This window comes from Amycolatopsis sp. NPDC004368 (genome assembly GCF_053602515.1).
On sequence record NZ_JBSGDT010000029.1, the window covers coordinates 84,605 to 95,837 of the forward strand.

Sequence of the window (11,233 nt, forward strand, 5' to 3'; positions counted from 1 at the left end):
TGCATGAATCCGTTGAGCGCGACGTCGTGGCTCTCGAGCCTGGGCGCGGCGGGGGTGTTCGTGGTCCTGTTCGCCGAGACCGGGTTGCTGATCGGGTTCTTCCTCCCGGGCGACTCGCTCCTGTTCACCGCCGGGTTGTTCTGCACGACCGGCGCGACGGCCACCGTCCACCTGTCGCTGCCGTGGGGCTGGTCGATCCGCGAGCGCGCCGCGAGCACGACTACCGGTTCGCGTGGTGGGTCATCCTGGCGACGGTGCCGGTGGTCGTCGCCGGGTTGCTGTTCCAGTCGTTGGTGAAGGGGCCGCTCGCGTCGTTGTGGGTGGTGGCGGTGTCGCTGATCGTGGGCAGCGGGGTGATGGGGGCCGCGGATCGCTTCGGGACGGGCAAACGCGGTGAGGCCGAGTCCACCCTGGCCGATGCGCTGCTCGTCGGGGCGTCGCAGATACTCGTCCTGCTGTTGCCCGGCTTGTCCCGCTCCGGCGCGACGATTTCGACGGGCCTGCTGCGTGGCCTCGACCGCGTGGCGGCCACGCGGCTGTCGTTTTTCCTGTCGATCCTGCGCGAACACGCACACTTCCCGCCCGCGCACGGTGCCGTGGCCGGTCACCACGGCGTCACCCCAGGGCCGATTGCCCTGGGTGCGCCGGCGCAGCAGGGAACCGGTTTCGGTGAAGGAGCCGGGGTCGAGCAGCGTGTGCACGCGCTCGCGCGCGGAACGCTTGCCCGCCCGGCCCTGCCGCTCGGCGCCACGCCGCTCGCGTTCCGCCTTCTCGGCCTGCCTGCGGCGCAGGCCGAGCACCGAATCCGCGTACCACGGGTCGATGCTCTCCTGCTGCGCACGGGCGGCCTCTTCACGCACTGTCAAGAGGGGTTCTCCGCGATTTCGGTGGGTTCTGCCGCATTCGCCGTGGGGCGGCGGAATTTCGAGGATAGCCGCGAAAAGCGCGCGGGTTCGAAGTCGCGATGTGATCTAGCTCAAGGCGTGGCGGGAATAATCCGGCACGGGTACGGGAGGTGACTGATTTGACGGATACGGGAGGGAGTGTGGCGCCCGTGGTGCTTCCTTCGGTTGATGAGAGTTGTTGTACGGCAAGGAAAATGTGGCGTTGTGAAGTCGGGTCGACCCGTGCGTGGGTGGGCCGCTGTGATCTGGCGGACACCGGTCTCGAGCGGGATACGTTCGGGCATCTTCCGTTCCCGAATCGGCCGGGTTGGTCATTCGAAGCGTGGCGTGAGTCGATTTCGACGAAATGTGAAACGGTCGGCGGTGGCAAGGTTCCGGCCGGGGCGCGGGACGGCGGGTCGCGTTCGCCGAGGGTTGGCTGCCGCCGGCGCCGGAACGGCGAGCTGCGCCTTTAATAACCCTTTACTTACTCGCCGGCGTGGGTGATACTACTGGTGAGGGGAGTACTTCCGCAGGGTCTGCCCGGTCAGTACGGACATCCCGTGATGTCCCCGGGAGACCGCCCGTGCCGGGGGCATCGGGTGAAGGAGACCTCGAACCCGCGCCGTTGTGCGCTCGTTCGAGGAGGTGCTCGTGCCCGTCGAGTCCGTGGGATCCCTGTGGTTGTGGCTGATCAGCATCGCGGTGCTGGTCCTGTTGCTGGTCGTCGACTTCGTGGTGACGCGGCGTCCGCACGAGGTGTCGATGCGGGAGGCGCTGGGCTGGTCGGCGTTCTACCTGGCGCTGCCGGTGGTGTTCGGGCTGTGGCTGTGGACGGCGTTCGGCAGCGCCCAGGCCGTGGAGTTCCTCACGGGGTTCGTGGTCGAGAAGTCCCTGTCGGTCGACAACCTGTTCGTGTTCATGCTGCTGCTGGCCGCGTTCGCGGTGCCGGCGGCACTGCAGCAGCGGGTGCTGCTCTACGGCATCGTGGGCGCGCTGGTGCTGCGAGGCGTCTTCATCGCGGCCGGGGCGGCGCTGCTCTCCGCGGGGACGTGGGCGTTCCTGGTGTTCGGGCTGGTCCTGTTCGGGTCGGCGGTCAAGATCCTGCAGCAGGCGCTGGCCGGCACGGAGGCCGAGCCGGACCCGTCGCGGATGCGGTCGGTGCGGGTGCTGCGCAGATTCATCCCGATCACCGACGACTACCGGGGCGCGCGCTTGTCGGTGCGGGAGCACGGGCGGCGGGTGTTCACGCCGTTGCTGGTCGTGGTGGTGGCGGTGTTCACCACCGACGTGGTGTTCGCGATCGACTCCGTGCCCGCGGTCTACGGCATCACCGAGGATCCGTACCTGGTGTTCGCCACCAACGCGTTCGCCCTGCTGGGGCTGAGGGCCCTGTACTTCGTGCTGCACACCGCGCTGGCCAAGCTCCGCCACCTCAACCACGGACTGGCCCTCATCCTCGCGTTCATCGGGGTGAAGCTGGTCCTGCACTGGGCCCACGGGATCTGGCCCGCCGTGCCGCAGATCCCCACGCCGATCTCCCTGGCCGTGATCGTCCTCGTGCTGGGCACGGTCACCGCCACCAGCCTCCGGGCGAACCACCTGGCCGACCGCTGACGGGACCGAAACGATGGCTGCCACCCTGCTGATCGAGCTGTTCCTGACCGTCCTCCTGCTCACCGCGGTGGTGATCACGTGCGCGGCGATGAACCCGCCGCGCAGCCCCGGTTCGTGACCGGCGCGGGGCCGGGTTCAGGTGAAGTACAGCTTCGACGCCACCGGGTCCTGGTGCGCCCGCGGGCTCCCACCCGCCGTCGTCGTCGCGCTGGCGTGGAGAGCGCGGCCCGTGACCTTGCTCGTCAACGACGTTCCCGCGCCCAGCGGCCCGAAGCACCACAGATCGCTGTCCTCCACCGCGGCGGTGCGCGGCCGGTGCGTGACCTCGAAGCCCGGACGGGGCGGCGGGCACGGGTTCGGTGGTGGCGTGCAGGCATTCGTTGGTGATGTCTTCACGCACGTACGCGCCGGCGGGGCCCGGGAGGCTCGCGCGGAGGTAGGCGGCGGACGCGGCGAGGCGGAGCTGCTTGCGGATCCCGATGAACTGGTCGAGGTCGACCACCTCGGCCGGAGGTTCCCCTTCAGGTTCCCCAAGTTGCGCCCGATGTAGCGCGGCATGATCGGTTCCGCGTTCACGAAGGTGCCACCCTGGCCGACGAGCGCGCCGTTCACGCGCACGCGCGCGAAATTGCAGCGCGAATGCGGCAGCCCGGCGAGCTCGAACTGCTCCTGATCGCTCATCCCCCCTCCTGTCCAATCGCTCCAGTCCACGGCTGAAAATCACGTCTGTACCGCGCTGTTCACCCCCTTCTACGATGTGAGCCATGGCAGCGGTCGACGATCTCGTGGAGCTGGTCCAGCGCGCGGCGGCGGCCGAGAAGAACGCGATCGCCGCGAAGTGGCAGGACGAGGAAGAAGTCCGCCGGCTGATCGGCAAAGCGCGTTCCACCGCCGACGACCAGCGAACGGAACTGCGCCGCGACGTCGACCCCGCGCGGCTGTCGGCGGAATGGGCGCGGTTGCGCCAGAACCACCTCGACGCCGAGCCGGACGAAGGCACCACCGGCACCGTGACGCACGAGGACGCGGCGCAGGCCGAACGCGACGGGGTGGCGGCCGTGGCGATCGCGCGCATGGCCTTGACCGACGCGGCGCGAGCCGTGTTGGAGGCGCGGCTGGCCCGCATCCGCGCGGGTGAGGACGAGCCGGACGCGGCGACCGTCGACGGGCACGTTCCCCTGCACGGCACCAACGCCGTGAGCCGCCACGGACCCGCCCTCGCCCACGGGCTGGCCGGCGAGATCCGGTACGTGCTCACGCGCAAGCCCCGCAAGTCGGTCAAGGCGCTGGGGATCGCGTTCGGCCTGGGCCTGCTGTACCTGGGCTACCTTCGGCTGTTCCGCTGGGACGAGGACCAGAAGTGGCTGCCGTACCTGGGGTTGTGGACGATCTCGTACGTGATGGGCGGCGCCGTCTGCGTCAACGCGATGAGCTTCGACGCCATGCGCGTGCGGGCGGCCCTCGACACCGGCGCGCGGCTGTGGCACGTGCTGGTGATCAAGAACCTGGCGCTGGTGTGCATCGTCGCGCCGATCGGGTTCGCGCTGAGCGCCTTGCTCGCGTGGCGCGCGGGGGAGTTCGGCGCGTTCGTGCGGGCGTGCGTGCTGGTGGTGTGTTTCATCCTGCTGTGGCTCGGCGTGGGCAACGTGCTGTCGATCGCCCTGCCGAACCGCGACGAACCCCTGCTGAAACGCCGGAAAACCGGGACGCTGCGGCAGTTCCTGATCGCCTTCGCGGTGGCGTCCGTGGTCGGCTACGCCGTGAACTTCATGCTCGTGTGGCGGGCGCTGGCCGCCCGGACGTTGACGGAGCGGCTGGGCAACGTCTGGGTGCCCGGGATCGCGATCCTGCTCAGCTGCGTCGTGATGTGGGTCCTGCTCACGGTGTTCGCGATCGCGCTCGCGCAACAGCCGAAGGTGCGTCGCCGCCTGCAACGCGAGACGGCCGATTATGGCGCCAACGCGGAAGCTCAGGCGTATGCGGCCGACGAGCGCGGAGCGAAGCCGGTCGAGACTTCGGAGAAGGAACCTGCCTAGACCGACGGCAAGCGAGCGGCGACAACGGCGGCGATCGACTTCGCGGTGGTGCAGATCGTGGTCAGATCACCCTTGTGCGCGTCGTCGGTGAACTCGACGAGCACGACCTCGTCGCGCTGAGCCGGTGTGCCTTTCACCGTCGGCAGCACCGGCGTGTACGTGCGGTAGACCACCGTGACATCGCAGACGTCCCCGTCGTCCTCGTGGGGGTCGACGTACGCGGTACGGCCGCCGACCGTGACCCGGGTCTGGCCGTCCGGCGGATCGGTCTCCAGGGGCCACTGACGGTCGTAGTACAGGTCCACCGATTCCGCGTCCTCGCCCCACGAACACGCCCAGTTCCCGAAGTAGCGATCGGTCGGGTGGTCCGGGCCCGTCACCCGGCGCAGGGTCGCGTCGTCGACGAGGGTGCACGCGTCGACCAGCGCCAGTGACGACGGTGGGAACGGCTGGGCGCGCCGGGCGATCGGGCCGCGGACCACGCTGGCGTAGGCGTCGCCGACCACGGCGTCGGACATCGCGCACAGCTGCGGGGCGTCGCCGCCGTCGGCGCGCACGGAGCTGACGGTGACGAGCCGCAGGTCGGGCAGCACGAAGTAGCGGCGGCACTTGCCCGGGTCGGCGTTGGGGCGCTGGATCTCGCCGAGGCGGCCGCGCACCGGCGGCACCTGCGGGTACTCCTCGGGCGCGGTGAGCTCCAGGCTGGTGACGATCGTGCCACCGTCGTCGGGCAGCGTCGTGTCGAGGTCGCAGCGGGCGAACGTGCCGAGGTTCGGTTCGAGGAAGACCTTGCCGTAGGGCGCGAGCGAGTTCACGGTGAGCAGCGAGCACGGGTCGGCCGTACGCGGATCGCCGACGAGGTCCGACGTCGCGTTCGCGGCCGGCGGCCGGCTGCGCGTGAACACGAGCAACCCGGCCACCAGCAGCACCACGGCGCCGAGCACGCCCGCGGCGACCAGCTTCAGGCGCCGGGACCGGCGCCGGCGGGGTAGGGGCTGCGTTTCCGGGGCGCCGCCGAGCAGGGCCTCGGCTTCGGCGGCCGTGGGGCGGTTCTCGGGGTGCCGCTCGAGCATCAACGTCAGCGCGAGCGCGAGCGGGCCGGCGTGGCGCGTGGGCTCGGGTTTGCCCCGCGCCGCGCGCCGCAGCTGCGCGAACGGGCCGTTTTCCCCGCTGCCCCAAGGGGAAACACCCTCCACGGCGGCGAACAGCGTCGCGCCGAGGGAGAAGACGTCGGCGGCGGGGCCGGCCGCGTAGCCATTGGCCACCTCCGGTGCGAGGTACCCGGCCGTGCCGCCGACGCTGGCGCCGCCGGTGAGCGTGACCTCTTCACCGCGCGAGATGCCGAGGTCGGCGAGCTTGGCCGTGCCGTCGCCGGTGACCAGCACGTTGCCGGGCGTGATGTCGCGGTGCACCAGGTCCCGCGCGTGCATCGCGACCAGCGCGGACGCGATCTGCGTGCCCACGGCCGCCGCGCGCTCCGGTGTCAGCACGCCGTCGGCGCGCACGACCTGCTCCAGGCTTCGCGCCGGCAGGTACTCCATGACCAGCCACCGGTCGTCGCCGTCGGCCACGGAGTCGAACACCGCCACGACGTGCGGGTGGTGCAGCGACGCGCCCAGCCGGGCCTCACGCCGGATCTGGCCACCGTCGCCGTCGAGTGAGCGCTTGAGCGCGACCGTGCGCCGCAGCTCCAGGTCCGTCGCTCGCCACACGACACCCATCCCGCCGGCGCCGAGGCGCTCCTCCAACCGGTAACGCCCGGCGATCACCTGCGGAGCCACCGGGTGAGTGTAAGGGGTGAGCGGCGTCGAGTTCAGGCGATCTCGGGATGGTCACTCCGAGTACCGGACCCGCCACTCCTCGACCAAGGCCTCCTCCGTCGCCCCGCCGAAGGTGTAAGCCGGCGACAGCACGGGATGGACTTCCTCCACCCGGATCAGCACGGCGTGGTGGAACGGGTACCCCGGCCCGTGCACGGCGAGCAGCCGCTCGGCCAGCCAGGTGTGCACCGGGTCGCCCGGCGGCAGGATCGAGGCCGTGCCGCGGAGGCGATACCCGCGGCGGCGGAAGAAGTCGACCGTGTTGACCTCGACGCGTGGGTCGCGCCGCAGGTTCTCCACGGTGCCCGGCGAGGCCATGTCCATGAAGACCAGGTGCTCGTCGTCGTACACGGTCACCGAGGCCTTGGGGGACAGGCTCGGGGCGCCGTCGGCCCGGGTGGTGGCCACAAAGGACAGTTTCGCGGCGGCCAGGACGCGGCGGACGTCGGCGTCGAGGAGCGTCATGGGCGGCCTCCCTTCCGGACACTGGGCTCCTCAGTGTCCGGACATCCCGCCGTCCACCGCAAGGGTCGTGCCCGTGATGTAGGAAGACGCGTCGCTCGCGAGGAACACCACGGCGGCGTCGAGTTCGTGCTGCCGCCCGAGCCGCCCGAGCGGGCTGTACTGCTTCACGAACGGCAGGAGCACGTCGTCGGGGATGTCCTCGGTCATCTCGCTGGCGAAGTAGCCGGGCGCGATCGCGTTCACGCGGATGCCCCGCCGGCCCGACCACTGCTGCGCCAGATCGCGGGTCAGCCCGAGCACGCCGGCCTTGCTCGCCGCGTAGGCCGCCTGCGGCGCGTAGGACTTCACGAGCGCGAGCACGCTGCTGATGTTCACGATGCTCGACCCGGCCGCCATCACGCGTCCGCACGCCTGCGCGGCCCAGTAGACGCCGTTGAGGTTCACGTCCACGACCCGGCGGAACTGCTCGGGCGTCTCCCGCAGCGCCGGGACGGCGGTGCCCACCCCGGCGTTGTTCACCAGCACGTCGATCTGCCCGAACGCGGCGAGCGCGGCCGCCGCCAGCGCCTCGCAGCTCGCCGGCTCCGCCACGTCGGCGGCCACCACTTCGGCGCGCCGGCCCAGCGCACGCACGCCGTCGGCGACCTCGGCCAGCCGGTCGGTGCGGCGGGCGGCCAGCACGACGTCGGCGCCGGCCTCGGCCAGCGCGTGGGCGAACCCCGCGCCCAGCCCGGAGCTCGCGCCCGTGACCACGGCGACCTTGCCGTCGAGGCGGAACAGGTCCAGCACGGCCATGGTCACTCCCCGCCGATCCGCGCCGCGGCCCGCAGTCCGGCGGCGACGAGCGGCGCGACGGCCCCGCCGACCGACTCGAAGCCCGACCCGCGCGTGAGCCCCTGCTGGTACCGCGCGTGGATGCCCTCGGCGATCACGGCGATCTTGAAGTACCCGAGCGCGAGGTGGAAATCGAGGCGCCCAAGGTCACGTCCGCTGATCTCGGCGTAGCGCTGCGCGAGGTCGCGCACCGGCGGCAGGCGGTCGCTCGTGGACGCGGCCGCGCCGGCGAGCACGGGGGCGAACGCCGGGTCCGAGTACACCAGGTGCAGCCCCAGATCGGCGAGCGGATCGCCGAGCGTCGCCATTTCCCAGTCCACGACCGCGCGGGCCTTCGCCGGGTCGTCCGGGGCGAGGATGACGTTGTCGATGCGGTAGTCGCCGTGCACGATCGACGCGCCGCTCTCGGCCGGGCAGGTCTCGGCCAGCCGGGCGTGTAGCGTGTCGACGTCGGGCAGATCACGCGTTTTCACCCGCAGCCACTGGTCGTGCCACCGGCGGACCTGGCGGGCGAGGTAACCCTCGGGCCGGCCGAAGTCGTCGAGCCCCACGGCGTGCGGGTCGACGGCGTGCAGGCGGGCCAGCACGTCGACGAGACCGTGGGCGCAGCGGCGCACGTCGTCGTCGGCCAGCTCGTCGAGCTGTTCGGTGGTCCGGATGACCACGCCGTCGACGTGCTCGACCACCGAGAACGGCACCCCGAGCACGTCTTCGCCACCCAGTGCCACGGCGCGCGCGACCGGCACGTCGCTGTCGCGCAACGCCGCCACCACGCGGTACTCGCGGCCCATGTCGTGCGCCGAGGGGGTGAGCCCGCCCAGCGGCGGCCGGCGCAGCACCCAGCGGGCGTGGCCGTCGGTGAGGATGTAGGTGAGGTTCGACCGGCCGCCCTGCAGCATCTCGGCGCTCAGCCGGCCGGTGAACCCGGGGACCTCGGCGGTGAAAAACGCTTCGAGCGCCGGGAGGTCGAGGCCGTCGACCGTCATCGCGTGGCCTTCGAACGGCGCAGCACGCGGCGCGCGATGGCCCAGCGGTGCGTTTCCGAGGGTCCGTCGTAGATGCGGAACGGGCGGACCTCACGCAGGAAGCGGCCCAGCAGCACGTCACCGGAAATGCCGAGCGAACCGCAGATCTGCACCGAGCGGTCGACCACGCGCCAGATCGCCTCGGCGCAGAACGTCTTCGCGATCGCCGTCGACTGCGAAGCGTGCTCACCCCGATCGAGCTCCCAGCAGGCCTGGCGGATCAGGCCGCGTGAGGCGGCGATGTCGATCTCGTTGTCGGCGATCATCTGCTGCACCATGCCCAGGTCACCGAGGCGCGAGCCGAACAGCTCCCGCTCGGCCGCGCGGGCCACGGCGATGTCCTGCGCGCGGCGGGCGATGCCGAGCCAGCGCATGCAGTGCGTCATCCGCGCCGGGCCGAGGCGGACCTGCGCGTAGCGGAATCCTTCGTCGACCTCGCCGAGCACGGCGTCCTCGGGCACCACGCAGCCGTCGAAGTCGAGCTCGATGTGGCCGCCGAAGAGGCTTTCGTCGAGCGTGTCGATGTGGCGGACCACCTTCATGCCGGGGGCGTCCGCGTCGACGAGGAACATCGTCGCGCCGCCGGTGTGGCCGGGCTCGCCGGACGTGCGGGCCATGCAGATCGTGAACCCGGCGCCCTCGGCCCCGGTGATGAACCACTTGCGGCCGGTGATGCGCCAGCCGTCCTCGACGCGTTCCGCTCGTGTCGCCAGCGCGCCCGGGTCGGACCCGGCGCCCGGCGCGGGTTCGGTCATCGCGAAGCACGACCGGATCTCGCCGGTCGCGAGGGGGCGCAGGTAGCGCTCCTTCTGCGCGTCGCTCGCGATCGCCTCGAGCATGTGCATGTTGCCCTCGTCGGGCGCGGCGATGTTCAGCGCGAGCGGGCCGAGCAGCGAGTACCCGGCCTCTTCGAACACGGCGGCGCGGCCGCGCATGTCCAGCCCGTGGCCGCCGTACTCGGCGCTCACGTGCGGGGCGAACACACCGGCTTCCTTGGCGGCGCTCTGCAGCTGCCGGCGCACTTCGTCGGAGTGCACCACACCGCGGTGCTCCTCCTCGACGGGGATCACCACGTCCCGGACGAACTGCGCGGTGCGCCGGGCGAGGTCGGCGACCTCCGGCCCGGGCGAGAGGTCGACGGCCATGGCGCACTCCCATCGGCTAATGGCTATTAGCCGCCGACTATAGGCTGAGACGCGCTGCTGTGTCTTCGTGCGGTGGTTTCAGTCACCCGGGTGGCGGCGCGTCGGCTATCCTGCGTTAGCCGAAGGGAGGTCGTGTGGACCGGTCCGGCCACATCCGCGAGGCCGCGCTCGAGCTGTTCACCCGCAAGGGGTTCGAGAGCACGACCATGGGTGACATCGGCGCGGCCGTGGGGATCCGCGGCCCCAGCCTGTACAAGCACGTCGCCGCCAAGCAGGACCTGCTGGTGGCGATCATGGTCACCACCATGACCGACCTGCTCGCCGCGCACCGCGCCGCCGTCTCCGGTGTCGCCGATCCGGTCGAACGCCTTCGTCGCGCCACCGAGGCCCACGTGCGCTACCACGCGCGGCACCGGCTCGAGGCCTTCGTGGGCACGCGGGAGATCCGTAGCCTCGCCGAACCGCACCGTGCGCGGGTGCTGGCGCTGCGCGCCGAGTACGAGGCCTGCTTCCGCGCGGTCGTGCAGGCCGGGGTCGACGCCGGGGTGTTCCACGTCGAGTCCGTGCGGCTGGCGTCGTACGCGGTGCTCGACCTGGGGATGGGGGTGGCGGTCTGGTACCGCGCGGACGGGGAGCAGAGCGAGGACGCGCTGGTGTGGCAGTACAGCGGCTTCGCGCTGCGGTTGGTGGGGATTCCGGGGTAGTTGTCGGTCTGTTTCGGGCGTTCCAGGGTTTTTGGGGTGGTGGGGCTTCGGGTGCCGGTCAGGCCCGGGCGAGGCTGTCGCGCAGGTACGCGGCCAGCCGGATTCGCAGGTCACGCAGGTCGGCGAGGGCGATCGTGAAGCTGTACACCGGCCGGTAGCCCACGACGTCGGACGGTTCGCCGCACGGGCCGCTCAGGTAGACGAAGCCGTCCTCGGTGTCGGTGTGGGGCTCGGCCCACTTCCGCTCGGCGCGGTTCTCGTCGACGGGGTTCTTCTCTTCGCCGCGGTACGCCCGCCAGAACAGCGGCGTCTTCATGATCTCGCCGAGCGCCGCGGTGAAGCCCGCGACCTCGTGCTGCGGCAGGCCGAGCCCGCGCCCGTCCCAGGCCCGGGGCAGCGCGTGGGCCGCCGTGCGGTCCACGCGCCGGTCCGCTGGGGGATCCGCTTGGTGATCCGCTTGGTCATCCGCTTGGTGATCACCGACCCGCGGTGTGCACGCGAACACCGCCGCGTTCCCGACCAGCCGTACCGTCCACCGCCGCATGTTCGCGGTCACCGGAACCTGGAACATTCTCGCCGACCTCCCTCCCCCAGGAGAATGGGCCATCCTAGTGCCGTATCAAGCAACGTTGGGTAGGTAATCGGGGCGGCGGATCTTGGAGTTGACGGCGAAGTGGCGTTTGGGGTGGCAGTGGCGGTTGCG

The 11,233-nt window shown here is 71.3% G+C and carries 10 protein-coding genes and 3 pseudogenes; 5 read left to right on the forward strand and 8 right to left on the reverse strand.

Going from position 1 to position 11,233, the window contains the following annotated elements:
• Window positions 1-3 precede the first annotated feature (3 nt).
• Together ACWEOE_RS31560 and ACWEOE_RS31565 are read left to right on the forward strand one after the other, a co-directional pair.
• Window positions 4-183, forward strand: a pseudogene (locus tag ACWEOE_RS31560) (DedA family protein); the annotation flags it as partial.
• A gap of 77 nt (window positions 184-260) precedes the next feature.
• A pseudogene (locus ACWEOE_RS31565) lies at window positions 261-497 on the forward strand (undecaprenyl-diphosphate phosphatase); the annotation flags it as partial.
• A 72-nt stretch (window positions 498-569) separates the two neighbouring features.
• Here ACWEOE_RS31565 and ACWEOE_RS31570 read toward each other — a convergent pair.
• A pseudogene (locus ACWEOE_RS31570) lies at window positions 570-860 on the reverse strand (carboxyl transferase domain-containing protein); the annotation flags it as partial.
• Window positions 861-1,538: 678 nt separating this feature from the next.
• On the opposite strand from ACWEOE_RS31570, the gene ACWEOE_RS31575 reads away from it, so the two are divergent.
• Window positions 1,539-2,501 (forward strand): TerC/Alx family metal homeostasis membrane protein, encoded by a 963-nt coding sequence (locus ACWEOE_RS31575; protein WP_452015586.1) that lies wholly within the window; start codon window positions 1,539-1,541, stop codon window positions 2,499-2,501.
• Between the two features lie 135 nt (window positions 2,502-2,636).
• On the opposite strand, the gene ACWEOE_RS31580 is transcribed toward ACWEOE_RS31575, so the two are convergent.
• Window positions 2,637-3,182 (reverse strand): hypothetical protein, encoded by a 546-nt coding sequence (locus tag ACWEOE_RS31580; RefSeq protein WP_452015588.1) that lies wholly within the window; start codon window positions 3,180-3,182, stop codon window positions 2,637-2,639.
• A gap of 83 nt (window positions 3,183-3,265) precedes the next feature.
• Here ACWEOE_RS31580 and ACWEOE_RS31585 point away from each other — a divergent pair, with 83 nt between their 5' ends.
• Entirely contained in the window at window positions 3,266-4,537 is a 1,272-nt protein-coding gene (locus ACWEOE_RS31585; protein ID WP_452015590.1) for a hypothetical protein, read from the forward strand.
• On the opposite strand, the gene ACWEOE_RS31590 is transcribed toward ACWEOE_RS31585, so the two are convergent.
• The 5 genes from ACWEOE_RS31590 to ACWEOE_RS31610 are packed head-to-tail and all read right to left on the reverse strand — an operon-like array spanning window position 4,534 to window position 9,826.
• Window positions 4,534-6,318, reverse strand: coding sequence for a serine/threonine-protein kinase (locus ACWEOE_RS31590; protein WP_452015592.1), 1,785 nt, complete (start codon window positions 6,316-6,318; stop codon window positions 4,534-4,536). The two genes, ACWEOE_RS31585 and ACWEOE_RS31590, sit on opposite strands and share 4 nt — an antisense overlap.
• 51 nt (window positions 6,319-6,369) lie before the next feature.
• A complete protein-coding gene (locus ACWEOE_RS31595; RefSeq protein WP_452015594.1) occupies window positions 6,370-6,822 on the reverse strand; it encodes a pyridoxamine 5'-phosphate oxidase family protein in 453 nt (150 codons plus the stop codon).
• A gap of 30 nt (window positions 6,823-6,852) precedes the next feature.
• Window positions 6,853-7,617 carry an SDR family NAD(P)-dependent oxidoreductase gene (locus ACWEOE_RS31600; RefSeq protein ID WP_452015596.1) on the reverse strand — a complete coding sequence of 255 codons (765 nt, stop codon included), beginning with the start codon at window positions 7,615-7,617 and terminating at the stop codon, window positions 6,853-6,855.
• 2 nt (window positions 7,618-7,619) lie between these two features.
• Window positions 7,620-8,642 (reverse strand): phosphotransferase family protein, encoded by a 1,023-nt coding sequence (locus tag ACWEOE_RS31605; protein ID WP_452015598.1) that lies wholly within the window; start codon window positions 8,640-8,642, stop codon window positions 7,620-7,622.
• The gene (locus tag ACWEOE_RS31610) at window positions 8,639-9,826 is read right to left on the reverse strand and encodes an acyl-CoA dehydrogenase family protein (protein WP_452015600.1); all 1,188 of its coding nucleotides are present in this window, start codon (window positions 9,824-9,826) and stop codon (window positions 8,639-8,641) included. Before ACWEOE_RS31610 ends, ACWEOE_RS31605 begins: the two co-directional genes overlap by 4 nt.
• 134 nt (window positions 9,827-9,960) lie before the next feature.
• On the opposite strand from ACWEOE_RS31610, the gene ACWEOE_RS31615 reads away from it, so the two are divergent.
• Entirely contained in the window at window positions 9,961-10,530 is a 570-nt protein-coding gene (locus ACWEOE_RS31615) for a TetR/AcrR family transcriptional regulator (protein ID WP_452015602.1), read from the forward strand.
• 58 nt (window positions 10,531-10,588) lie between these two features.
• Here ACWEOE_RS31615 and ACWEOE_RS31620 read toward each other — a convergent pair whose 3' ends face one another.
• Window positions 10,589-10,951 (reverse strand): hypothetical protein, encoded by a 363-nt coding sequence (locus ACWEOE_RS31620; protein WP_452015604.1) that lies wholly within the window; start codon window positions 10,949-10,951, stop codon window positions 10,589-10,591.
• Between the last annotated feature and the right edge of the window lie 282 nt (window positions 10,952-11,233).

Bases quoted from the DNA above. Each gene is read 5' to 3' on its own strand.
- ACWEOE_RS31580 (WP_452015588.1), bottom strand. From the start codon at position 3,182: ATGAGCGATCAGGAGCAGTTCGAGCTCGCCGGGCTGCCGCATTCGCGC.
- ACWEOE_RS31585 (WP_452015590.1), top strand. From the start codon at position 3,266: ATGGCAGCGGTCGACGATCTCGTGGAGCTGGTCCAGCGCGCGGCGGCG.
- ACWEOE_RS31595 (WP_452015594.1), bottom strand. From the start codon at position 6,822: ATGACGCTCCTCGACGCCGACGTCCGCCGCGTCCTGGCCGCCGCGAAA.
- ACWEOE_RS31600 (WP_452015596.1), bottom strand. From the start codon at position 7,617: ATGGCCGTGCTGGACCTGTTCCGCCTCGACGGCAAGGTCGCCGTGGTC.
- ACWEOE_RS31605 (WP_452015598.1), bottom strand. From the start codon at position 8,642: ATGACGGTCGACGGCCTCGACCTCCCGGCGCTCGAAGCGTTTTTCACC.
- ACWEOE_RS31610 (WP_452015600.1), bottom strand. From the start codon at position 9,826: ATGGCCGTCGACCTCTCGCCCGGGCCGGAGGTCGCCGACCTCGCCCGG.